General features: G+C 72.7%; 21 protein-coding genes. 11 read left to right on the plus strand and 10 right to left on the minus strand.

Going from position 1 to position 22,044, the window contains the following annotated elements; all coding sequences use genetic code 11:
• Positions 1-46: 46 nt before the first annotated feature.
• The gene (locus tag AMIS_RS23235; RefSeq protein WP_014444836.1) at positions 47-1,618 is read right to left on the minus strand and encodes an FMN-binding glutamate synthase family protein; all 1,572 of its coding nucleotides are present in this window, start codon (positions 1,616-1,618) and stop codon (positions 47-49) included.
• An 89-nt stretch (positions 1,619-1,707) separates the two neighbouring features.
• Here AMIS_RS23235 and AMIS_RS23240 point away from each other — a divergent pair, with 89 nt between their 5' ends.
• Entirely contained in the window at positions 1,708-2,025 is a 318-nt protein-coding gene (locus AMIS_RS23240) for a hypothetical protein (RefSeq protein WP_014444837.1), read from the plus strand.
• On the opposite strand, the gene AMIS_RS23245 is transcribed toward AMIS_RS23240, so the two are convergent.
• Positions 2,013-2,501, minus strand: coding sequence for a hypothetical protein (locus AMIS_RS23245; RefSeq protein WP_014444838.1), 489 nt, complete (start codon positions 2,499-2,501; stop codon positions 2,013-2,015). The genes AMIS_RS23240 and AMIS_RS23245 overlap by 13 nt on opposite strands.
• A gap of 228 nt (positions 2,502-2,729) precedes the next feature.
• On the opposite strand from AMIS_RS23245, the gene AMIS_RS23250 reads away from it, so the two are divergent.
• The gene (locus tag AMIS_RS23250) at positions 2,730-3,533 is read left to right on the plus strand and encodes a DUF2382 domain-containing protein (RefSeq protein ID WP_014444839.1); all 804 of its coding nucleotides are present in this window, start codon (positions 2,730-2,732) and stop codon (positions 3,531-3,533) included.
• Between the two features lie 170 nt (positions 3,534-3,703).
• Positions 3,704-5,773, plus strand: a complete 2,070-nt coding sequence (locus AMIS_RS23255; protein ID WP_014444840.1) for an ATP-binding protein — start codon at positions 3,704-3,706, stop codon at positions 5,771-5,773.
• A gap of 18 nt (positions 5,774-5,791) precedes the next feature.
• Here AMIS_RS23255 and AMIS_RS23260 read toward each other — a convergent pair whose 3' ends face one another.
• Both AMIS_RS23260 and AMIS_RS23265 read right to left on the minus strand, forming a co-directional pair.
• Positions 5,792-7,771: an ATP-binding protein gene (locus AMIS_RS23260; protein ID WP_157434995.1), complete on the minus strand. Its 1,980-nt coding sequence runs from the start codon at positions 7,769-7,771 to the stop codon at positions 5,792-5,794.
• Positions 7,772-7,892: 121 nt separating this feature from the next.
• Positions 7,893-8,810: a manganese catalase family protein gene (locus AMIS_RS23265; protein ID WP_014444842.1), complete on the minus strand. Its 918-nt coding sequence runs from the start codon at positions 8,808-8,810 to the stop codon at positions 7,893-7,895.
• A 136-nt stretch (positions 8,811-8,946) separates the two neighbouring features.
• Between AMIS_RS23265 and AMIS_RS23270 the strand changes: the two genes are divergently transcribed.
• Positions 8,947-10,164, plus strand: a complete 1,218-nt coding sequence (locus tag AMIS_RS23270) for an Nramp family divalent metal transporter (protein WP_231859065.1) — start codon at positions 8,947-8,949, stop codon at positions 10,162-10,164.
• Between the two features lie 37 nt (positions 10,165-10,201).
• On the opposite strand, the gene AMIS_RS23275 is transcribed toward AMIS_RS23270, so the two are convergent.
• Positions 10,202-10,846, minus strand: coding sequence for a response regulator transcription factor (locus AMIS_RS23275; protein WP_014444844.1), 645 nt, complete (start codon positions 10,844-10,846; stop codon positions 10,202-10,204).
• Positions 10,847-10,876: 30 nt separating this feature from the next.
• Here AMIS_RS23275 and AMIS_RS23280 point away from each other — a divergent pair, with 30 nt between their 5' ends.
• Together AMIS_RS23280 and AMIS_RS42905 are read left to right on the plus strand one after the other, a co-directional pair.
• Positions 10,877-11,527, plus strand: a complete 651-nt coding sequence (locus AMIS_RS23280; RefSeq protein ID WP_231859066.1) for a sensor histidine kinase — start codon at positions 10,877-10,879, stop codon at positions 11,525-11,527.
• A gap of 91 nt (positions 11,528-11,618) precedes the next feature.
• On the plus strand, positions 11,619-11,783 hold the full coding sequence (locus tag AMIS_RS42905) for a hypothetical protein (protein WP_157434997.1): 165 nt from the start codon (positions 11,619-11,621) through the stop codon (positions 11,781-11,783).
• A gap of 87 nt (positions 11,784-11,870) precedes the next feature.
• On the opposite strand, the gene AMIS_RS23285 is transcribed toward AMIS_RS42905, so the two are convergent.
• Entirely contained in the window at positions 11,871-12,773 is a 903-nt protein-coding gene (locus AMIS_RS23285) for a carboxylate-amine ligase (protein ID WP_014444847.1), read from the minus strand.
• A 247-nt stretch (positions 12,774-13,020) separates the two neighbouring features.
• Between AMIS_RS23285 and AMIS_RS23290 the strand changes: the two genes are divergently transcribed.
• From AMIS_RS23290 to AMIS_RS23310, 5 genes are all read left to right on the plus strand, one after another.
• Positions 13,021-13,389, plus strand: coding sequence for an STAS domain-containing protein (locus AMIS_RS23290; RefSeq protein WP_172666616.1), 369 nt, complete (start codon positions 13,021-13,023; stop codon positions 13,387-13,389).
• A gap of 10 nt (positions 13,390-13,399) precedes the next feature.
• Entirely contained in the window at positions 13,400-14,275 is an 876-nt protein-coding gene (locus AMIS_RS23295; protein ID WP_014444849.1) for an alpha/beta fold hydrolase, read from the plus strand.
• Positions 14,276-14,285: 10 nt separating this feature from the next.
• Positions 14,286-15,032: a hypothetical protein gene (locus AMIS_RS23300; RefSeq protein WP_157434999.1), complete on the plus strand. Its 747-nt coding sequence runs from the start codon at positions 14,286-14,288 to the stop codon at positions 15,030-15,032.
• Between the two features lie 160 nt (positions 15,033-15,192).
• Positions 15,193-16,485 carry an MFS transporter gene (locus AMIS_RS23305; protein ID WP_014444851.1) on the plus strand — a complete coding sequence of 431 codons (1,293 nt, stop codon included), beginning with the start codon at positions 15,193-15,195 and terminating at the stop codon, positions 16,483-16,485.
• The gene (locus AMIS_RS23310) at positions 16,388-17,266 is read left to right on the plus strand and encodes a hypothetical protein (protein WP_041830004.1); all 879 of its coding nucleotides are present in this window, start codon (positions 16,388-16,390) and stop codon (positions 17,264-17,266) included. Before AMIS_RS23305 ends, AMIS_RS23310 begins: the two co-directional genes overlap by 98 nt.
• A gap of 35 nt (positions 17,267-17,301) precedes the next feature.
• Here the strand turns inward: AMIS_RS23310 and AMIS_RS23315 are convergent, their stop codons facing one another.
• The 4 genes from AMIS_RS23315 to AMIS_RS23335 form a co-directional block, all read right to left on the minus strand.
• Entirely contained in the window at positions 17,302-18,036 is a 735-nt protein-coding gene (locus tag AMIS_RS23315) for a dienelactone hydrolase family protein (RefSeq protein ID WP_014444853.1), read from the minus strand.
• 88 nt (positions 18,037-18,124) lie between these two features.
• Positions 18,125-19,660: a sulfite exporter TauE/SafE family protein gene (locus AMIS_RS40760; RefSeq protein ID WP_014444854.1), complete on the minus strand. Its 1,536-nt coding sequence runs from the start codon at positions 19,658-19,660 to the stop codon at positions 18,125-18,127.
• Entirely contained in the window at positions 19,657-20,751 is a 1,095-nt protein-coding gene (locus AMIS_RS23330) for a DUF3500 domain-containing protein (protein WP_014444855.1), read from the minus strand. The genes AMIS_RS40760 and AMIS_RS23330 overlap by 4 nt, the downstream gene beginning before the upstream one ends.
• Positions 20,752-20,826: 75 nt before the next feature.
• The gene (locus AMIS_RS23335; protein WP_014444856.1) at positions 20,827-22,002 is read right to left on the minus strand and encodes an ROK family transcriptional regulator; all 1,176 of its coding nucleotides are present in this window, start codon (positions 22,000-22,002) and stop codon (positions 20,827-20,829) included.
• Positions 22,003-22,044: the final 42 nt, after the last annotated feature.

The following is a 22,044-nucleotide window of genomic DNA, read 5'->3' on the forward strand; positions in this document are numbered from 1 at the left end:
CAGGCCGTGAGCGGCGTCCGCCCTCACGGCCTGCTCACCGGGAGTCCTACCGCATCGCGTCCGCCGAGGGTGGGGCGCTGCCGCCCTGCGGCTCGGTCGCCGTCATCAGCTCGACGATCGCGTCCCGGTCGGCCTTCGACGGCAGGCCCCAGCCGGGCCGGTACTCGTACACCTCGTCCAGCCCGGTCGACGCGGTCCGCCCGTCCAGGATCTCCACCGACGTGCTGTCGATCAGTCCGGGATGCTCCACCCCGCACGCCTCGGCGACCTTCACCAGGTCCCGCCGCAGCGTCTTGATGTAGTTCGCGGCCCGCACCGACTTCAGCGCCGGGTCGAGTCCCCTGGTCAGCCACCGGTTCTGGGTGGCGACCCCGGTCGGGCAGGTGTCGGTGTGGCATTTCTGCGCCTGGATGCAGCCGATCGCGAGCATCGCCTCGCGGCCCACGTTGACCATGTCGCAGCCGAGCGCGAACGCGACGATCGCGTTGTCCGGCAGGCCCAGCTTGCCGGCGCCGATGAACACCACGTCGTCGGTGAGGCCGCGTTCGGCGAACATCCGGTACACCCGGGCGAAGCCGACCTGGAACGGCAGCGAGACGGTGTCGGTGAAGATCAGTGGCGCCGCGCCGGTGCCGCCCTCGCCGCCGTCGATCGTCACGAAGTCGACGCCCCGGCCGGTGGTCGCCATCAGCGTGGTCAGCTCGTCCCAGAAGTCCAGGTCGCCGACGGCCGACTTGATGCCGACCGGCAGCCCGGTCTCGGCGGCGAGCATCTCCACCCAGTCGAGCAGGCTGTCGGTGTCGGAGAACTCCGCGTGCCGCGACGGGCTGACGCAGTCCACGCCCTCCGGGATGCCACGGGTCGCGGCGATCTCCGCGGACACCTTGGCGGCCGGCAGCAGCCCGCCGAGGCTCGGCTTGGCGCCCTGGCTCAGCTTGATCTCCAGTGCCCGGACCGGGTTCGCCGCGACCAGATCCTTGAGCCGCCGCAGGTCGAACCGGCCCTGGGCGTCCCGGCACCCGAAATAGGACGTGCCGATCTGGAAGATCAGCTCCCCGCCGTTGCGGTGGTACGGCGACAGCGCGCCCTCACCGGTGTTGTGCAGGCAGCCGGCCAGCGCCGCGCCCCGGTTCAGCGCCTCGATCGCGGCGCCGGAGAGCGACCCGAAACTCATCCCGGAGATGTTCACGACCGAGTCCGGCCGGAACGCCTTCGCCCGCCGCTTGCCGAGGATCTTCGCGCACGGGACGTACGCCTCGTACCCGGCCTGCGGGTTGGATTGCGGCACCGCCCGCCCGAACGTCCGGTGCTTGATGATCGGATACCCGGCGGTGTACTCGATGTCGTTGTCGGTGCCGAACCCGAAGTAGTTGTTCTCCTTCTTCGCCGACGCGTAGACCCACCGGCGCTGGTCACGGGTGAACGGCCGCTCCTCGTTGTTGCCGGCCACCACGTACTGCCGCAGCTCCGGCCCGATCGCCTCGATCAGGTAGCGGCCGTGCCCGATCACCGGGAAGTTCCGGAGCAGCGCGTGGTTGCGCTGCAGAAGATCCCGCACGGCGACCGCCGCGACCGCCGACACCGCAGCGGCAGCGGCCGCCCGTACTCCCCGACTCATGTCCCCTGAAGTTGCCGCCCGGCCGCCGGCTGAAACCGAAGTCCGCGAAGCCCGCCGCAAGTGCCGCCGCTCCTGGAACGATCAGCGGTGTGACAGCACCGCACTGGGACAACGCCGCCGACGCCCACGAGTTCGCCAGCATGATCAAGTCGATCCTCTCCGGCGACAACGATCTCTGGGACGCGGTGTACGGCACGAGCTACCGCCCGCGCGGCATCCCGGACGAGGACGCCGACTATTACCACCATCGCGTCAAGCGGATGCTCGGTATCGCCGCCGGCTTCTTCCTGGCCGCGGCGGAACGGCTGGCGCCGCACGAGAAGACCTCGGTGACGGCGATCCTGGACGCCGCCGAGCTCCGGGTCGCCTCCCACCCGCCGCCCGAGCCGCAGGATCACCCCGCCTGACCTGATCTCGCCGCGCTCCCCGGGGCCGATTCCCCGGCGCTTTCCGGCGCCGATTCTCCCGCGCTCCCCGGCGCCGAGTCCCCCGCGCTTTCCGGCGCCGATTCCGGCGTGCCGGCACGTCCGGGCCGGGAGGTGGCGCCGGCCCGCACCCAGGTTCCTTCCGGCGTGCGCACCTCGAGGCCGACGACCCGCTCGCCGGTGCGGACCACGCGCACGTCCGGGCAGCCCTCGGTGACCGGCTGCCAGCCACGCGACGGGTCGTGCACGGCGTGCCTGCGGCAGTGCTCCTCGTCCACGTAACCCCAGGCCATCAGCACCTCGCGGCCGCCGTAGGAGTACCGCCCGACGGAGGCGATCCGGTCCCCCTCGGCGCGCCGGTAGAAGTCGGCCCGCAGCCCGGGCACCGCGGTCCCCTCGAAGTCCGCGTCGGTGACGCTGCGGTGCGGCGCGTAGGCAGCCAGGTCAGGAAGGGACACCGTTGTTCCTCAATCATCAGGGAGATGGGCCGCACCGTCAGTCGTGATCAACCTACTTCCGGTTCCCGCCGACCCCGGTTCAGATCCAGAAAGACCCCATTCGGGGGTACGGCGGGAAGCCGTCCCCGCACATCCCCGTCAAACCACCCTAAGTAGTGAATTAGTTACGGACTGCAGCGGGTAGCTAAGAGTCACAGCCGTTGACCCCCCAGTGAAGGGAGAACTCCTGTGATCACACAGGACAAGGTTCACTCGCTCTACGGCCTCGACGTGTACGACAACGACGGCGACCGGATCGGCACCGTCGGTGCGGTGTGGACCGACGGCGCCGGCCGTCCGGTGTGGGCCAGCGCCCGGACCGGGCTGTTCGGCCTCAACGAGTCGCTGTTCCCTCTGCAGAACGCGGAACTACGGGGCGACAACGTGGTGGTCCCGTTCGACAAGGCGACGGTCAAGGACGCCCCGAACGTGGACGCCGACCACGACGAGCCGCTGGACCGCGACGAGGTGCGGCGGCTCTACGAGCACTACGGTTTCCGGTGGGAGGACGGTCACCACGGGTTCGCGGACGGCGGCCGGGACTACGCGGACCACGATTGGGAAGCCGCCGGGCACGGCGGGGACACCAGGGGCGCCGTGGACGCCGGTGACGGCGCGATGACCCGCTCCGAGGAGCGGCTGAACGTCGGCACCGAGCGGGAGCGGGTCGGCCGGGCCCGGCTCCGCAAGTACGTGGTGACCGAGCCGGAACAGGTGTCCGTCCCGGTCAGCCGCGAGGAGGTACGCCTGGAGCGGGAGCCGATCACCGACCGGAACCGCGACGCCGCGTACTCCGGCCCGGACCTGACCGAATCGGAACACGAGGTGACCCTGCACGCCGAACGCCCGGTCGTCGGCACCGAGACCGTGCCGGTCGAGCGGGTGCGGCTCGGCAAGGAGACCGTCACCGAGCAGCAGGAGGTCGGCCGGCACGTCCGCAAGGAACGCATCGAGGCGGACCTCCCCGGTGAGCAGGACCGCACCGTCGGCTGATCCGCCGTCCGTCCGGCGCCCGGCTTCCGGGCGCCGGACACCCCGCGTCACGCACCGGGCGAGCCCGGAACGGTTCGACGCCGATCGTTGCCGGGCGCGGCGCCCGGCTCAGCGATCGAGGGAACGCGCCGATATGAGATCGACGGCTGCGTTCGGGAGGCATCGGCGGCATGAGTTACCGGATCTCACTGGCCCGGACCATGCTGTTCGCCCTGGTGTACGGCGTCGCGGTGTACACCGGACGCCGGGCCGCCCTCGATCACTCCGGCGACTCGCTGGTGTGGCCGTCCGCCGGTGTCGGAGCGCTCTGGTTCTGTGCGCAGCGCCATGCCCGTACCCCATGGGTTGACCGTGTCCTGTTGCCGTTGATCCTCGTCTGGGTGACGCTGCAGACCGGCGCCGCGCCGTGGGAGGCCGTGCTGTACGGGATGGCCGGACTCACCCAGGCCACCCTGTTCCGGCGGCTGCTGGCGCGGCTGCGGCCGAACCTGTGGGGCGGCGCCGGCGCCGAGCCGCTCCGGGCGCCGCGCGATCTGTGGGGGCTGCTCGCCGCCGCGTTCGGGGCCGCGGCCTCCGCGTGCGCCGTCGGGTCGGTCGGCGAATGGGTGCATCAGGGCGACTACCCGCTGCCCGCGACGGTCATGAACCTGGCCCGGAACGTCACCAGCATCCTGATCATCGGGTCGGTCGGCATCTGCGTCGCGGGCGCCCTCGCCACCGTCCGGAGCCGATTTGGGGGCCGAGCCGGCTGGTGGCCGCGGGCCCGGAGCCGGCTGGCCGGCGCGTCCCCGTGGCGGATCGCGGAACACCTCGCCATCGTCGTCGGCACCACCGCCGCCTACCTGGCCGGGTTCGCCTACGAGGACCGGCTGCCGCTGTCCTTCGCGATGCTCGGCTGGACGGTCCTGGTCGCCACCCGGCTGTCCACGCCGTTCGTCCTGGTGCACAACTCGGTGGCCGCCGGCATCGCCGTCACGTTCACCCGCGGGGGCTCCGGGCCGTTCGCCCACGTCCCCGACCCCACGGTCCGCGCCGTCATGGTGCAGCTGTTCCTCGCCCTCGTCGCCCTCGTCGGTCTCGCCCTGGCGCTCGGCCGCGACGAACGCCGCCAGCTGCTCACCCAGCTCGGCCACGAGAAGGAACTGCTCCGGGCGATCATCGACTCGATGGCCGACGGCCTCGCGGTGATCGAACCCGACGGCCGGGTCTCGCTGCGCAACCCGGCCGTCAGCCACCTGCTCGGCGGCGTGACGAGCCCGGACGACCGGATGGCCGACCCCGCCTGGTACGGCCTGCACCACGTCGACGGCACCCCGTTCCCGGAGGACGGCCTCGCCTACATCCGGGCCCTGGCCGGCGAGGACGTGCAGGGCGTGGAGATGCTGGTCCGCAACGCCGGGGTGCCGGAGGGCCGGTTCATCACGGTGACCGCCACCTCGCTGCCCCGGCCCGGCGGCACGCGCAGCGCGGTCGTGCTCTTCCACGACGTGACCGCCGAGCACCGGCAGCGCGACGAGCTGACCAGTTTCGCCGGGGTGGTGGCGCACGACCTGCTCAACCCACTCACCGGGGTGCAGGGCTGGACGGAGGCGGTGCACGACTCGGTGGCCGGCGCTCCCCCGCACCCGAACCTGGAGCAGGCGCTCACCGACCTGGACCGGCTGAGCCGCACGTCGGCGCGGATGCGCGGGCTGATCGACGGGTTGCTGGCGTACACCACCGCCCGGCAGGCCACCGCGGAACCGATCAGCGTCGACACCGCCGCGGTCCTCGCCGACGTCACCGGCGCCCGTGCCGACGCCGCGGTCGCGGCCGGTCAGCCGGAACCCAAGTTCACCATCGGCCCGGCGCCGCCGGTCTGCGCCGACCCGGTGCTGCTGCGCCAGCTGCTGGACAACCTGATCGGCAACGCCATCAAGTACACGGCGCCGGGCGTCACCCCGACGCTGGTGATCGACGCTTCGCGCACCGGGGACATGGTGTCGATCCGGATCGCGGACAACGGCGTCGGCATCCCGGCGGGCCAGCACACCGCCATCTTCGGCGACTTCCACCGGGCGCACACCGACGGGCGGTTCCTCGGCACCGGCCTGGGCCTGGCCATCTGCCGGCGGATCGTGGAGCGCCACGGCGGCACGATCACGGCGGAGGACAACGCGGGCGGCGGTTCCTGCTTCACGGTGACCCTGCCCGCCGCGGTGCCCGCGCCGGCGCCGGACCAGCTGATGACCTCGGCCTAGCAACGCGCGGCGGGGTTGTCAGGGGTGGGTGCTCGGCAGGTGGACGGTGAGGACCGTACCGGTGGGGGTGTTGGGGGTGAGGGTGATGGCGCCCCGGTGGAGATGGACGATGGCCCGGGCGCGGCTCAGGCCGAGGCCGCTGCCGGGGATGCCGTGATGGCGGACGTTCGTCGCCCGGTAGAAGCGGTCGAAGACCTGGTTCTGCTCGGTCAGCGGGGTGCCGATGCCGGTGTCGGCGATGCGCAGGGTGGCGCCGTGGTCGCCGGCGAGCAGGTCGATCGTGACGGTGGCGCCGGCCGGGCTGAACTTGACGGCGTTGGCGAGCAGGTCGTCGACCACCTGGCGGATGCGGTGGGCGTCGCCGGGGACGATCGGGCCGCGCCCGAGGTTCGTGATGAGGCGGACGCCGGACCCGGCGGCGGTGAGGCGGATCGCGATGGCGGCCTCGGACACGACGGCGGACAGGTCGACCGGGTCGGTGGCCAGCTGCTCGTGGCCGGACTCCAGGGCGACCAGGTCGAGCAGGGAGTCCACCAGGCCCTGCAGCATCGCGGTGTTGCGGGCCACGGCGGACAGCATCTGCCGCTGGTCCGGGCCGAGACCGTCGGTCTCCTCGGCGAGGATCGTGACGTTCGCGGTGATCGCGGTGAGCGGGGTGCGCAGCTCGTGGCCGACCAGGTCGAGGAAGTCGTCCTGGGAGCGGTGCAGCTGCCGGGCCAGCTCCTCGGCGCGGCGCAGCGCCACGTAGACGCCGATCTGCGCGGCGACGCCGTCGAGCAGCACCGTCAGCAGCTCCTCGTCGACCTCCGGTGAGCCGGAGTAACAGGTGAGCACACCGAGCAGGGTGCGGCCGTCGCGGACCGGGACGGCCATCGCGGTCCGGATGCCGTGCCGGGCGCAGATCTCGGCGCGCTCCCGTTCGATCGGGGTGAGCCTGGCGGTGATGGCGGTGACGTCGGGCACCCACAGCGGCTTGCCGGTCTTCCACGCGCGGCCGGTGGCGCCCTGACCCCGTACCGGAAGGTGCCCGAAGAAATCGCCCGGATCCTCCCCGTCCGCGCAGTGATGCCCGACCGGTTGCAGAACACCGCTGGCCTCGTCGATGAGAAACAGCTCGGCGCTGGGCCAGCCGAGCGCCTCGGTCACCGCGGCCAGCGCGGCGGGCGCGGCCTCGATGATCGACGTGGCGGCGCGCAGAGCGCGTTCGACCTGCTGGCGGCACTCGCCGAAACGTTCCGCCCGGCGCAGGGCGGTGACCTCGTTGGCGACCGACACGGCGCCCAGCCGCCGGCCGTCGCGGCCGACGATCGGCTGGGCGGTGGCGGCGAACGTGCGCATCCGGTGGTCCGGCCCGCAGGCCAGCACGTCGAGGCCGGTGATGTGCTCGCCGCGCAGCGCCCGCATCACCGGGGTCTGCTCCCAGCCCATCGGCCGCTTCGCCGTGTCGTAGAGGTCGAACGAGGTGGCCGCCGGCCGGCCGGCGGTGATCGGGCCGGTCTGCACCTGGCGCAGCACCCGGTTCAGCACGATCACCCGGCCGTGCTGGTCGACGGCGATCACACCGACCGAGAGGCTGTCGAGCAGCGCGGTGAGGAAGCCGGCGTCCCGGTCGGCGGTGGTCTCGGCAGCCAGGTCGGCGAGGAGGACGCAGGCCAGGGCCTCGCCGTCGCCGCGCGCCAGGGAGAGGGTGGCCCGGGTGGTCAGGCGGTGCCCGTCGCGGTGCCGCACGCTCAGCTCGCGGACCACGGGACGCGCCGGACCGGCCGCGAACAGGCGGATCAGGGCCGGCATGATCGGGTCACCGTCGTACCGGGGCTGAATGGTCTCGTCGAGGTGGCGCCCGCGGGCCTGGGCCGCGGTGAAGCCGAGCAGGTCGTGCGCGGCCCGGTTGAACCCGCGGACGATGCCGGCGGCGTCGAGCGCGAGGAACGCCTCCGGGACGCTGTCGAGCAACTCCGTGTTCTCCCGCGCCGGGTCCGCGATCGAGTCCTCGTTCACGGCCACCTCCCCGGACGGCCGCCGATTACCCAGAATAAAAGGCGCTAAACGGACGCCTCCGTGTCCTCGCCGGCTCCGCTGATTCGGGGAGCCGGCAAGGACACGGACCGGAGGACGACGTCTAGTCGAGCGCGCCCTTGATCTTGTTGACCACGTTCGCGACGCCCTGGACGTGTGCTCCGGCTCCGGTGCCGGGCTTGCCCTTGCCCATCGAGCCGTCGTAGGTCACGAACAGCTTCGGGTCGGGCGCCGGGCCGAGCGGTTTGTCGTCGGTCAGCGGCTGCGCGTCCGGCACGTACACGATCTGATCCTTGCCGTTCAGGGTCGGGCCCTGCGCCCAGCGGCCCTCTCCGGCCCGGCTCTCCGGGTCGAAGCTGTAGAACGTGTGGTTCGCCTCGGGATGCTCGAACTCGGCGTTCGAGTCCTCGATGCCGCTCTCGGTGAAGCCGTCGGCGATCAGCTGCTCGATGCCGAGCAGCCACTGCTGCTGGTGGTAGGTGTCGCGGGCCAGGTTGAACTGCAGCATGTCCTTGACACCGCGGTCGTCGGTCATGTTGTAGATCCGGCTCGTCTGCAGGCGGCTCTGCGCCTCGGCGGCCACGTTGGACCGGAAGTCGGCGAGCAGGTTGCCGCTCGCGACGATGTACCCGGCGTTCCACGGCACGCCCTGGCTGTTGGTCGGCATCGCGCCGCCACCGGTCACCACCGCGTGCTGCGGGTTCTGGCCGCCGAGCACGGCGGCGAGCACCGGGTTGGCCGCGGCGGCCTTCTCGGTCGCCTCGGCCGGGCCGCCCTCGAGCAGGCGGGCCAGCATCGTGGTGAGCATCTCGACGTGACCGATCTCCTCGGTCGCGATGTCCATGATCATGTCCTTGTACTTGCCGGGGACGCGGCACGACCAGCCCTGCCACAGGTACTGCATCATCACGGTCATCTCGCCGAACTGTCCACCGACCAGCTCCTGCAGCTTCGCGGCGAAGAACGCGTCCGGCTTCTCCGGCTTGGCCTGGAACTGCAGGTGGTCAACGTGCTTGAACATCAGTTGCTCCTCTCGGGGGCCGCCATCGGCACGCAGAGTTGGCTACCCGTCAGTTCTGCCTTCCGGGGTCAGCCGTGGCCCGGACAGGCCTGCCGTCGTGGGCACTGCGGGGCCCATGGTGGTTCTGGATCTGGCAATGCCGCTGAAGAGACGGGTGACGCGGGTCGCGCCCTGGTTCGGCCCGGCTTTCGTGGCGGCCATCGCGTACGCCGACCCCGGCAACTTCGCCACCAACTTCACCAGCGGGGCGAGCTTCGGGTACCTGCTCGTCTGGGTGATCGTGGCGGCGAACATCATGGCGATGCTGATCCAGGCGCTCTCCGCGAAACTCGGCCTGGTCACCGGCCGCGACCTGCCGGAGCTCTGCCGCGAGCAGCTGCCCCGGCCGGTCTCCCGGGGCCTGTGGGTGCAGGCCGAGCTGGTCGCGATGGCCACCGACCTCGCCGAGATCATCGGTGGAGCGCTCGCGCTCCACCTGCTCTTCGGCGTCCCGCTGCCGATCGGCGGGCTGATCACCTGCGCCGCGGCCTTCGCGCTGCTGGAGCTGCACCGGCGCGGGGTACGCCGGTTCGAGACGGTGATCGGCGCCCTGCTCGGCGTGATCCTGCTCGGCTTCCTCTACACCGCGCTACGGTCCGGCGCCGACGCGGGGGCGCTCTCCACCGGCATGGTCCCGTCGTTCCAGGGCACCGAGAGCCTGCTGCTGGCCACCGGCATCCTCGGGGCCACCGTGATGCCGCACGTCATCTACCTGCACTCGGCGCTGACCAAGTCGCGTACCGCGGCGGCCGGACCGGCCCGGCTGCGGGAGGCCCTGCGCTGCCAGCGCGCCGACACCCTGATCGCGCTCGGCGCGGCCGGACTCGTCAACCTCGCCATGCTGGTGATCGCCGCGCAGCTCTTCTTCGGTTCCGGGATCGGCGGCACCGACACCCTGGAGGGCATCCACGCCGGACTCGGCACGGTCCTGGACGGGCACGCCGCCACCGCGTTCGCGATCGCGCTGCTCACCTCCGGGCTCGCGTCGTCGAGTGTCGGCACGTACGCCGGTCAGGTCGTCATGCAGGGCTTCATCGGACGCAGCATCCCGCTCGCCCTGCGCCGCTTGATCACCATGGCCCCGGCGATGGTCGTGCTGCTGATCGGCGTGGACCCCACCCAGGCGCTGGTCTGGTCGCAGGTGGTGCTCTCCTTCGGGGTGCCGTTCGCGCTCGTCCCGCTGATCTGGCTGACCCGCCGGCGCGACCTGCTCGGCGAGCACGCCAACCGTCCGATCACGACCGCCGCCGCGTCCGCGGTCGCCCTGCTGATCATCGTCCTCAACGGATTCCTGCTGGTCACAACGCTTGGTTGAACCGCCTCGATCGGGGAATCCGGCCCCGCATGCCGACTCACAGCAGACCGGCGCTGCCGGCCAGCGCGGCAGCCGCTTCGCGGCTGGAGACCCGCAACTTGCGCAGGAGCGTGGCGGTCAGGCGCTTCACGGTACGTTCGGAGACGTGCAGCCGCGTCGCGATCTCCGCGGTGGACGAGCCGTTCGCGATCAGCCGCAGCAGCGTGCGGTCGTCCGGGCCGAGCGACTCGGTGGCCGCCGGCGCCGATCGCCGCTGGTCCTTCTCGACCAGGGCGGCGAGCAGCCGCGGCGGCAGCACCGCCCACCCCTGGTGCGCGGCCAGCAGGGGCGCCAGCAGGTCGGCCGCGGTGCTGCTCTTCGGCAGGAAACCGGACGCGCCGGTGCGCAGCGCCGCCAGGACGACCGCCGGATCGTCGTCACCGGACATCGCGATCACCGGTGAGCGCGGGGCGGCCCGGCGGACCGCGTCGATGGCGTGGAGCCCGCCGGGCGGCGGCATGTGCAGGTCGACGAGGACCAGATCGGGGACCGTGTTGCGGACGATGCCGGCCGCGTACGCGGCGTCCCCGGTGCTCGCCACGACCGTGGCGCGGCCGTTGCTCACCTCGGGCAGGAGCAGTTCCATTCCCCGTACGAAGAGATCGTGGTCGTCGATGATCGCCACCCGGATCGTCGTTCTCATGGCGATCGCTTGCCCCGACCGGAGCCAGTCATGCGTCTGATTCCCCGGCAGGCCCGGCCGGACCCGGGCATGCTGCTCATCCGCAGTGTGTGCCACGAGCTGCGCCCGCCGATGGCGACCCTCGCCGGGCTGGTGCAGGCCCTGGAGAAGGCGCCCTCCGAGCCGCGCCGGGCCGAGCTCACCCGGCTCGCCGCCGAGCACGTCGCCTATGCCGAGGCGATCCTCGGGCAGGCCTCGGAGACCGTCGGGGGACGGAACGGCAGCGCCGTCGAGCCCGTCCCGCTCGCCCGGATCCTGCCCGCGGTCGCCGCGACGGCGCCGGCCGGGACGGTGCGGATCTCGGCCGGGCGGGCCGCCCTGCGCTGGCCGGTCCATCCGGGACACACCCAGCAGATCCTGATCAATCTGGTCGGCAACGCGGTGCGGCACGGATCCGGCCCGGTACGGCTCGCCGTGCAGGCCCGGCCGTGGCGGCTGCGGCTCACCGTCGCGGACGCCGGTGGGCCCACGCCGCAGCTGCGGACGGCGTTGCGGCGGCGGAGCGCGCCGCCCGGCGAGCGTGGCCTGGGACTGTGGGTGGTACGGCAGCTGCTCGGCGGTCTCGGCGGGTCGGTTCGCAGCCGGAAGCTGGCCCCGGCGGGGCTGGCCATGGAGGTGCTGCTGCCGCGCTACCGGGGGTGATCCCGGCTGGGGGTGGCCCGGTGGGGACGGTGCTCGGCCCCGGCGGGCCGGGGCTCGGGGAATGCGGGTCGGCATGAGGCTGAGTCAGAGCATGCGGACCCTGATCGTGGCGACCTGGATCGGGGCGCTGCTGTACGCGGGTGCCGGTGTCCATGCCGTGACGCTGTCGGTGGCGCTGGCGCTCGTGTGGGCAGCGCCGCTGCTGCGGGACCGCGCCCACGGGCGGGTGATCGCGGGCGCCGGAGCGGCCGGGTGATCGCGGGCGCCGGAGCGGCCGGGTGATCGCGGGCGCCGGAGCGGCCGGGTGATGCCGGGCCTCGCAGCGGCCTGATGATGCCGGTCGTCAGAACGTCCTGGTCCAGGCCGCGAGCGCGGCCAGCACCGCTCGCACGTCGCCGGTGCCGGTCAGGATCCGGCGCTGGCGGGCGGCGCCGTCCCCGGTGTGCCGCAGCCGGGCCAGGCCGCCGACGACCAGATCCAGGTCGCCGCTGAAGAGCAGCGCCGGGCTGACCGTCGCGAAGAACTCGTCGACCAGCTCCCATGCCGGCCGTGCCCGGTCCAGGCGCAGGTCGAGAAGCTCGCCCGCAAGTCCGTCCCGGGCGGCGCCGCGATGCGCGGCGGCGACCGCCTCGTCCGGGACTTCCGGAGCCGGGCGCCGGTCCAGGATGTCGCTCACCGTCGTCGCCACGGCGGCCCGGATCAGAGCCGTCACCAGGACCGCGTCGTCGAGATCGGTGCAGACGTCGGCGACGCCGACGGTCACGACGCGCCCATCCGTGGTCAGGCCGGAACCGTGCCGGGTCTGCACCGACCGCCAGCTGCTGTGCCCGGTGTCGGCGCCGCCGAACAGCGGCGAGTTGACCGCGAGAGCCCGGATCACCGGGAGCCAGACCCGCAGATGGCCGGGCACCTGTGCGGCGATCTCCCGGTCCGGCGCCTCCACGCTCACGTGCAGGCCGCAGACCGTGCCCGCCGGACCGGTTTCGCCGACCGGGGTGGCACCGATCGCGACCAGCCGGACGCCGGACGCCTCCGCGGCCTCGGCTGCGGCCTCGCGCAGGCCGCCCAGGCCCGCGCGGATCTGGCGCAGGTCGGCGCACCAGCCGGTGCCGGCCCGCTCGCGCGGAGCGGCGTTGCGGCCGCTGACCGGATCGAGCAGCAGGAACTCCTCGGCAACCGCGACGGACAGCGCCGCCGGCGCGGTGGCGCCGGTCATCACACGACCGGCGGTGATCGTCGACGTCATCGGGGGTGCGTCCTTTCGCCTGGACCGCCGGTGGCGGCGCGGCGGGGTGGCTACCCATGCCCGGAACCGGTGAAACGCCGGATCCGAGAATTGATGGGGCTGGTTCGGCGGCAGGGGTAAACTAGTTGCGATACGGCACACGTCGGGTTTCCGGCCTCGGCGCGACAGGGGTCTCTTTCTCGGCATCGCCCATCGACGTGGGCGATCAGCACGATGACGACGCCCCCCCATGACCGAAGGCCACATCATGGCAGCTGACACTTTCCTGGACGGGACATCCCTCACGGTCGAGGTCCGGTCCGACACCTCTTCCCCGCAGACCATCGTCGTCGCCGCGGCCGGCGAGATCGATCGCGACTCCTGCGAACGCGTGCGGCGCGCCGTGGAGGAGACCCTGCACCGCGCCCGGCCCCGGCTCATCAGCCTGGACCTCGCCGAGGTGACCTTCCTCGACTCGGCGGGCATCCGCACCCTGCTCCATTGCCGCCGCGACGCCGGCGACTTCGGCTGCGATCTGGAGATCGGCCGGGTCCACGACCACGTTTACCAGGTGCTGGCGATCACCGGACTGGTGGATCTGTTCGCGCTCGGGGAAAAGGTCGTACCCCGGTCGTAGGCTCGGGCCCATGACGCAGCCGCAGACACGCACGCTGGCGACACCCGACGCTGACATCGTCTACGACGTCCGCGGGCCGCTCCCGCCCGCCGGCGGCCGGCCACTCCTGCTCATGATCGGGCAGCCGATGACGGCGGAGGGTTTCGCCGACCTCGCCGCCCACTTCACCGACCGCACCGTGGTCACCTACGACCCGCGCGGGCTCGGCCGCAGCGCCCGCAAGGACGGCCGGACCGACCACACCCCGCAGGATCAGGCGGCCGACCTGCACGCGCTGATCACCTCTCTCGGCGCCGGCCCGGTCGACGTCTTCGCCAGCAGCGGCGGCGCGGTCACTGCGCTCGAGCTGGTCGCCACCCACGGCGGCGACGTCGCCACACTCGTCGCGCACGAGCCGCCGGTCAACGCGGCGCTGCCCGACGCGGAGGCCGCCGTGCGGGCCCGGGCCGGGTTCCACGAGGCGTACCAGAAAGGCGGTCTCGGCGCAGGCATGGCGGCGTTCATGCAGATGACGTCGTGGCGGGGCGAGTTCACCGACGATTACTTCGCCCAGCCCGCGCCCGACCCGGCGGCGTTCGGCATGCCCACCGGCGACGACGGCAGCCGGGACGATCCGCTGCTGTCGACGCGTTCCTGGGCGATCACCGACTACCGGCCCGACGCGGCCGCGCTGGCGGCGGCGGGGAGCCGGATCGTGGTCGCGGTCGGCGAGGAGTCGGCGGGGACCTACACGGCCCGGTCCGCGTCGGGGGTGGCGGCGCTGCTCGGCCAGGAGCCGGCGGTCTTCCCCAGCCATCACGGCGGGTTCCTGGGCGGTGACCACGGTTACGCCGGGAAGCCGGCGGAGTTCGCGGCGAGACTGCGGGAGGTGCTCGCGGCTGGGTAAGAGAGAGCCCATGAGAATTCGTCGTGCCGCCGCGGCGGGGCTGCTGTGCGGAGCATTGGCCGGGTGCGGTTCGGACGCGGGTTCCGCCGCCGGGCCGTCGTCGGGCGAGCCGGCGTCATCCGGCGTGTCAGCGCCGGGCGGGGCGTCACCGGGTGGGGCGCCGGGAGTGTCGCCATCGGCCGGCCCGGCGGGCGCGGCGCCATCGGCGGCCCCGGCGGGCGCGAGCCCGGGGATCCCGGCGAGCGCGCTGCTGCAGCCCGCGGACGTGGGTGGCGCGAAGCCGGAGAAGCTGCCGGAGGGCGATTTCGCCCATGTCCGGCCGCTGCGCCCGTGCGGCGACGAGCCCTATCCGAGTGATCGGTTGCGGACCGACGCGGTGGCGATGCGCTACCTGGTGCGGTCCGACGAGGGCACCGTCCCGACGATCGTCACCGAGTTCGCCGGGCGGGGTGGGGCGGCGGAGCAGTTCGCGGACATCCGGGCCGCCCTCGATCGGTGCCCGGGTGGTCTCGGCGAGGGGCAGCGGCGGTGGTCGGTGATCGGCAACGGGATCGCCGGTGACGAGTCGGTGCTGGTGCGGATCGACGAACGGTTCAGCTATGCCGACGAGGAGCCGGCCACGGTCAGCCAGTTCGCCGGAGTGGCGCGCAGCGGCGACATGCTCGTGGTGGTCGCCGACGTGGGCTGGGAGAACCTCGGTGGCTCGGAGGACCTGGTCCGGGACTTGACCGGCAAAGCGGTGCGCCGCGCCGGCTGAGCCCCAGCGCGGCCGCTGAGCCCCAGGGCGCCGTCTGAGTCCCGGCGCGGCCGGTCCGTCCCGGCGCGCTCACCGATGATGTCCGCGCGCGGGCCACGCCCTCCAACCCTCGGAACAGCCAGGGCTGTAAAGGTTGTTTCCGGGCGGGCAGGATCGGGGCATGCTGTGGACCGCTGACTTCATCCGGTACTTCGTCGCCCGGTCGGTCTCGGTCTTCGGCGACGCCATGCTGACCGTTGCGGCCGCGCTCGCCGTCGGGCAGGTCTACGGCGCCACCGGGGTCGGCGTCGTGCTCGCCTCCTGGATGGTCCCGTTCCTCGGCTTCATCCTCTTCGGCGGCGTGTTCGCGGACCGGCTCGGGGCCCGCCCGCTGATGCTGACCGCCGACGTCGTGCGGACGGTGGCCCAGTCCGTCGTCGCCGTCGCGTTCTTCACCGGCACGCCCGCCCTCGGGCTGCTCGTCGCCTGCTCGGCGATCAGCGGCACGGCCGCCGCGATGTTCCAGCCCGGCGTGAACGGGATCGTGCCGCAGGTGGCGACCGACCCGCACCGGGCGAACGCCGCGATCCGGACGGCGAGCGCGGTCGCCGAGCTGCTCGGGCCGGCGGCGGCCGGTGTGCTGTTCGCGTTCTTCGGGGCCGGGCCGGTGTACGCGGTCGACGCCGCCACGTTCGCGATCAGCGCCGCCTGCCTGATGAGCCTGCGGATCGCCAAGATCAAGAACACCGCCACGTCGCCGCTGCGGGACCTGCGCGACGGCTGGCATGAGTTCCGCTCCCGCACCTGGCTGTGGAGCGTCATCGGCGTCTGGATCGTCTTCGGCGTCTTCCTCTTCGGCCCGCTCATCCCGCTCGGCGCGGTGCTGGTCAGCGACGAGCTCGGCGCCCCCGCGTACGGCTGGACGCAGTCCGCCGTCGGCGCCGGCGCGATCGTCGGCGGCCTGGTCGCGCTGCGCTTCCCACCGCGCCGGCCGCTGGCGGCCGGCGCGGTCGCGATGCTGGGATACGTGCTGCTCCCGCTCGCCATCGCGCTGCACGTCACGCTTCCGATCCTGCTGGCGGCGGCCGTGGTCAACGGGTGCGTGTGGGCGTTCTGGTCGGTCCAGTGGCAGACCAGTGTGCAGACCCAGGTGCCGCTGAGCGCGCTGAACCGGGTCACGTCCTACGAGGTGCTCGGCTCCGACGGCAGCCTGCCGATCGGTCAGGCCCTGGCCGGCCCGGTCGCCGGCGTGGCCGGTCCGGAACGGGTGCTCGGCACCTCGGTGGTCGTCGGCGTGCTGGGCTGCGTGACGCTGCTGCTGATTCCGGCCGTTCGAGGACTGCGCCGCGCGGAGAATCCCGGCTACAGTCCCGGGGATGCGGCCGGTATCCCTTCTGGCGATCAGTCTCCTGCTGGCGGCGTGCGCCGGGACGGCGGCCGGGTGCACCCGGACCCCGGCGGCCGGGACGCCTGACCCGACGGCAGCCGCCCCGGCCGGCCGGCCGGTGAGCATCAGCGTCACCGCCGAGCAGTGGCGCGTCCACGAGGTCAACCGGCAGCTGGCGATCGCCCTGCACAACAACGGCGCCACACCGGTACGGGTGAGTCGCGTCGAGCCGGATCTGCCGTCGTTCGAGGGCGAGTCCGGGGTGGACACCGACGCGCTGCTGCCGGTCGGCGGGCTCCGCGTCGACGTGCCGGTGCCGTTCGGCGCGGGCGGATGCAACCCGGCCGAGGCCGCCGCGTCCCGGGTGGTCGTCACCGCCCGGCCGGAGGGCACCGCGGACTGGCAGCGGGTGACGCTCGACCTGCCGCACCCGAACCCGCTGCTCGACAAGCTGCTCGCCGCCGACTGCGCGGCCCAGCGGGTCCGGGACAGCGTGACGCTGGCGTTCGGCCCGTGGCAGGACCTCGGCCCGGACGGAGTCCGCGGCAGCCTGGAGATCACCCGCACGAGCGCCGCCGTCGGGACCGTCCGGATCACCGAGCTCGACGGCAACGTCCTCTACCGGCTCGCCTTCCCGCGCGGCGGCACGGCCGAGGTCAGCGCCGCGCGACCGGCCGCCGCGATCCCGATCGTGGTCACTCCGCTGCGCTGCGACCTGCACGCGTTCGCCGAGGTGAAGAAGCCGTTCGAGTTCCCGGTGCACGTCGCCCTGGACGGCCGGGAGCCGCTGGCCGGCACGGTCGGCGTCGACGAGGACGACAAGACGGCGCTGGACACCATGCTCCGGCGCATCTGCAAGGTGCCCTAGGCCGGCTGCTCGGCCGGGCCGGCGGGAAACCCCCGCTAGCTACGCCCGGTGAAGAACGAGACCGCCTCGGCGATGGCCAGATCGGTCAGCGCCGGGTCGTGCCGCGGCCCGACGTCGCGCATGAACGCGTGCTCCCCGCCCCGGTAGACGTGCAGCTCCACATCGTCCAGGCCGGCCGCGTAGAGCTCCCCGATGATCCGCAGCCGGGCGTCGGCCGGCACGTGCGGATCGGACGAGCCGAAAACGATCAGCAGCCGGCCGCGGATCTCGGCGGCACGGGACAGCGAGTCGGCCACGTCGGCGCCGAGCGCGCCGTTCTGCAGGCCCGTCGGGTAGAAGCACACGGTCGCCGCCACCCGAGGATCGAAAGCGGCCCGGAACGCCAGGTGCCCGCCGAGGCAGAACCCGGTGACGAACAGCGTCGTGATGTCGTCGTACGCGTCCATCCAGTCGAGCAGCGCCCACCTGTCGTCGTCGAACGTCGCGGTCGTGGTGGCCGCCGCGCCGTCCAGTCCGGCCTTCTTCCCGGCGTCGTCGAACTCCAGGGCGACACCGGCGAGCGGCCCGTGCGGGTAGATCTCCGGCACCACCACGACGAGCCCGGCCGCCGCGAGCCGCCGCGCGGTCCGCAGCGTCGACTCGGTCAGCTGGAAGATGTCGGTGTACAGCAGCAGCCCCGGCCACGGACCGTCACCGACCGGCGTGATCACCGCGGCCCGGATCGGACCACCCGGCGACGGCACCTCGACGAGTTCTTCACGCAGCTTCACGGCGGGACCTCACAGGATCGGGAACGTCAGAAACAGATCAGAATCAGGAACAGGTCAGAATCAGGAACAGGTCAGCAGCGGTAACAGATCAGAAGCGGATCGCGTCGGCCACGCCGCTCACCGTCATCACCACGCCGAGCACGACGACGACAGCCGCCGACACTACCGGCAGGCGGCGCAGCAGCGGACCCGGCCGGACATCGGTGAACCGGTCCCGGGCCGTGACCAGAATCAGTCCCAGCCCGACCAGCACCGCCCCCAGCCCGGCACTGAACGCGACGATCATCGCGAGCCCCAGCGCGGTCCGGTGCAGGCCCACCGCGAGGATCAGCACGCCGAGCGCCTCGGGACAGGGGATCAGCCCGCCCGCCGCACCCATCGCGGCGATCTCACGGCGGCTCGCGGTGGAGACCCGGGCGGTCCTCTCCCGCTCCTTCACCAGGTACGGGCTGAGCGTCCCGTGCGAGGGTGCCGTCTCCCCGTCGTGAAGGCGCTGCTCCTCATCCGCGAGGACATGATCGTGTTCCCCCTGGACCTGACCGTGGAACTCCTCGCGAACGTGACCGTGGAACTCCTCGTGAACGTGACCGTGGAACTCCTCGTGAACGTGACCGTGGAGATCCCCATGGACATCATCGTGACCGTGGGCGTGCTCGTGGGAGTGCCCGTGCGCATGGCCGCGCCCCTCCCCCCGCACCCGCCGCCGCAGCACCCGCACCCCGAGTGCCAGCACCACCACTCCGGTGACCACTTTCAGTCCCGGCACCAGCAGGTCCGGCATCACGTAGTGCCCGGCGGCCAGCACCGCCGCCCCGAGCAGCAGCACCGACCCGGTGTGCGTCACGGTCACCGTGGCGCCGAGCGCGACCGCCTGCCGCGGCGTGCCCCGCGAACCCACGAGGTACGCCGCGAGCATCGCCTTGCCGTGCCCCGGCGTGAGCGCGTGCAGGGCGCCGAGCAGCGCGCACACCCCGATCAGCAACGCCAGGGCCCACGGCGAGGCGACCGGTTCCCGCAGGGCGTCCAGCATCGCTCCCCCCGTACCCTCGCGGGGTGGCGTATCGGACCGGGCGACCGGTGGCGCGGCGGCGGCGGTGAGGCCGACGGCGATCGCGCGCCCCTCGTGGCCGCGCCGGATCGAACCGGCCGCGCGCCCGGCGCCCTTGGCGACGAGCACGCTCATCTGGATCCGGGTCTTCTGCTCGGCGACGTAACCGTCGGTCACCGCGAAGGCGCCGGTGGACGCGGGCAGCGGCGCCGTGGCCCGCACCGTGATCACGCCACCGCCGGCGGCCAGCAGGTCGTACTCCGGGTAGTCCGAGCCGGTCAGCGTGAAGTCGGCGGACGCGCCGCCGGTGGCCAGGGCGAGCGCGGACTTCACCCGTACATCGTGGGCGGAGGTCTCGGAGGCACTCAGCCGGCGGTCACGGTCGGTGTCGAGCGACCGGGCGAAGCCCGGCGCGACCAGCGCGCCCGCCACGATGTCGATCTGCACGTCCAGGGTGGTCGCGGCCGGGGTGAGGTAGACCTGCTGGATCACCTCGTCGAGCGAGTGCGCCTCGGCCGGGGTCGCGGGCAGCGCTGCCAGGAGCGCGAGGCCGATCGCGCCGATCTTGGTGATCAACGGAGTTCGGCCCCGTAGTCGTTGTCCGGCTCGCGGTAGATGGAGTGGATGTGGGTGATGCCGCCGGCGTTCGCGCCCTCACCCTGCTGGTGGGCGAACTCGATGATCAGCGACGGTCCCTGCACCCGGTAGTAGATCGGCCGGCCCTCGGTGGTCTCGCCGGACCAGGCGAACCAGGTCTTGTCCAGGTTGTTCTCGGCCTCTTCGATCTTGGATTGGGCCTGCGCCGGGGTGAGCGTGCTGAGCCACTCGGTGATCAGCGCCATGAGCAGCTCCTTCTGCTTCTCGCTGAAGGTGGAGACCTTGACCCCCTCCTCCGCGAGGGTCTTGCCGTCCTGCTGCGCGCCGAGCACGATCTCGGTGATCGCGGTGTCCAGCTGGGCGGCCTTCTGCTGCTCGCCGTCGAGCGCGTCCATCACCGCGAACGCCTCGTCGGTCTCCCCCTTGAGCGGTTCCACGGTGGTGCCCGAGGTGGTGTACGACGCCGGCTGCGCGCCCCAGAGCGTCGGGGCGAGCGTCATCGCGTCGCCCTTGAGCGTGATGTTGACGGCCAGGTGGTGCCCGCCGTACTGGATGGTCCAGATCTCCGATTCGGACGGTGTCCCGAGGATCCGGATCCAGTAGTGGTCGGCGCCGAAGTCGAGGTCCATCCCGCCGGACGCCTTGAGCACGCCGTCCCCGGTCGTGATCCCGGTGACCTGTGCGTACCCGTCGGAGCTCAGCGCCGCCTGGAGAATCTTCAGCACCGCCGCCTGCTGCTCGGTGGAGAGCGCGTCCATCCGCAGGCCGGCCCGGGTGAAGAGCTGATCGGGCAGGTTGGACCACTTCGTGAGGTTGTCGGTGGTGCGCTCGCCCTGGACGCTGGTCTTCTGCGTGTCGTCGAGCAGCGCCAGGAACGCGGTGGTGGCGTTGAGGACGTCCTCGGTGCCGCCGGTCGAGGTGCTCGTGCCGGAGCCGGCCGCGGCGGAGGCAGCGGTGGAGGCGGCGGTCGTGGTGTCGGTGGTGGCGCTCTCGTCGTCCCCGCAGGCGGCCGTCAGTGCCAGCAGCAGGGCGGCGGTGCCGGCGGTGACCGCCCGGCGTGGTGTGAGCATGCGTGTCTCCTGTCCGGGTCGCCTCGATCAGCACCCGCCCGGACCGTAGTCACGTTTCAACCCGTTTTTGGTCTTTTATGACGAAAAGTCATGCTGTAGCGGGTCGGCGAGCAGCGCCGCGAACCCGCGGTCCGCCGCCCCCAGCAGCGTCGCGTCGTCCGCCAGCCCGGACAGCCGCAGCTTCGCCCGCTCGCGGGAGACGGGCATGGCGTGCTGGGCGATCCGGGCCGCCACCTCGGGGGCGGCCACCGCGTACACCTCTCGCAACACCCCGCCGAAGATCACCACTCCCGGATTGAACAGGTTGATCAGGTTGGCGACGCCGATGCCCAGCCAGTCCCCGATCCCGGCCATCGCGGCGGCCTCGGCCAGGTGACCGGCCTCGGCGTCCCGGATCACCGCGCGCACCGCCTCCCGGCCGGACTGCTCGGGCCGGCCCGCCGCCGCGAGAATCGCGTGCTCCCCGGTCTCCGCCTCCAGGCAGCCGGCCGAACCGCACAGGCACGGCCGGCCGCCGACCGGGTTGACCAGCATGTGACCGACCTCCGCGCCGTACCCGCTCTCGCCGCCGAGCAGCTTGCCGCCGACCAGGATGCCGCCGCCCACCCCGACGTCGCCGTGCAGATAGATCAGGTCGGGCGAGCCGGCACCGGCGCCCCGCGCGTACTCGGCGAGGGCGCCCAGGTGCGCCTCGTTGCCGACCGCCACCGGCAGCCCGAGACCGAGCGCGCGTTCCAGCTCGGCGCCGAACGCCTGGTCGACCCAGCCCATCTCGGGCCCGTACCGGACCATGCCGTCGCCGGGACGGATCATCCCGCAGTAGGCGGCGCCGACACCGGCGGCCACCGAGTCCGCGGGGGCCGCGGCGACCAGTTCCCGGCCCATCGTGGCCAGCTCCCGCACCACCGTGTCGAGGTCGGCGCCGGCCCGGGAGCGGGCGACGTCCCGCCGATCCAGGACCGGGCCACCGAGGCCGACCCGCGCGGCGGTCAGCCGGTCCACCGCCACGTCGAAGGCGAGCACCCAGAACCGCCGGGACTCCGGGAGCACCACGAACGACGGTCGGCCCGCTCCGGTCGTACCCGATGGTGGTTCCTCGCGCACCAGGCCGGCGGCGGCGAGTTCCGCGGTGAGCCCGAGGATCGTGCTGCGGTTGACGCCCATCCGCTCGGCGAGGGCGGCGCGGGAGAGCGGCCCGCTCACGTGGACGTGGTGGAGAAGGGCGCCGAGGCTGGACCGATGTCTACGCATACCGTCGTCAAACCTATGACATCGGCGGTCCGGGATCGGCGC

The organism is Actinoplanes missouriensis 431, from assembly GCF_000284295.1.
Classification (GTDB): Bacteria; Actinomycetota; Actinomycetes; order Mycobacteriales; family Micromonosporaceae; genus Actinoplanes; species Actinoplanes missouriensis.

Excerpts from the sequence above, each read along its gene's own strand:
- AMIS_RS23235 (WP_014444836.1), bottom strand. The coding sequence starts at position 1,618 with ATGAGTCGGGGAGTACGGGCGGCCGCTGCCGCTGCGGTGTCGGCGGTC.
- AMIS_RS23255 (WP_014444840.1), top strand. The coding sequence starts at position 3,704 with ATGAGTTACCGGATCTCACTGGCCCGGACCATGCTGTTCGCCCTGGTG.
- AMIS_RS23265 (WP_014444842.1), bottom strand. The coding sequence starts at position 8,810 with ATGTTCAAGCACGTTGACCACCTGCAGTTCCAGGCCAAGCCGGAGAAG.
- AMIS_RS23270 (WP_231859065.1), top strand. The coding sequence starts at position 8,947 with ATGCCGCTGAAGAGACGGGTGACGCGGGTCGCGCCCTGGTTCGGCCCG.
- AMIS_RS23275 (WP_014444844.1), bottom strand. The coding sequence starts at position 10,846 with ATGAGAACGACGATCCGGGTGGCGATCATCGACGACCACGATCTCTTC.
- AMIS_RS23280 (WP_231859066.1), top strand. The coding sequence starts at position 10,877 with ATGCGTCTGATTCCCCGGCAGGCCCGGCCGGACCCGGGCATGCTGCTC.
- AMIS_RS42905 (WP_157434997.1), top strand. The coding sequence starts at position 11,619 with ATGCGGACCCTGATCGTGGCGACCTGGATCGGGGCGCTGCTGTACGCG.
- AMIS_RS23285 (WP_014444847.1), bottom strand. The coding sequence starts at position 12,773 with ATGACGTCGACGATCACCGCCGGTCGTGTGATGACCGGCGCCACCGCG.
- AMIS_RS23290 (WP_172666616.1), top strand. The coding sequence starts at position 13,021 with ATGGCAGCTGACACTTTCCTGGACGGGACATCCCTCACGGTCGAGGTC.
- AMIS_RS23295 (WP_014444849.1), top strand. The coding sequence starts at position 13,400 with ATGACGCAGCCGCAGACACGCACGCTGGCGACACCCGACGCTGACATC.
- AMIS_RS23300 (WP_157434999.1), top strand. The coding sequence starts at position 14,286 with ATGAGAATTCGTCGTGCCGCCGCGGCGGGGCTGCTGTGCGGAGCATTG.
- AMIS_RS23305 (WP_014444851.1), top strand. The coding sequence starts at position 15,193 with ATGCTGTGGACCGCTGACTTCATCCGGTACTTCGTCGCCCGGTCGGTC.
- AMIS_RS23310 (WP_041830004.1), top strand. The coding sequence starts at position 16,388 with ATGCGGCCGGTATCCCTTCTGGCGATCAGTCTCCTGCTGGCGGCGTGC.
- AMIS_RS23330 (WP_014444855.1), bottom strand. The coding sequence starts at position 20,751 with ATGCTCACACCACGCCGGGCGGTCACCGCCGGCACCGCCGCCCTGCTG.
- AMIS_RS23335 (WP_014444856.1), bottom strand. The coding sequence starts at position 22,002 with ATGCGTAGACATCGGTCCAGCCTCGGCGCCCTTCTCCACCACGTCCAC.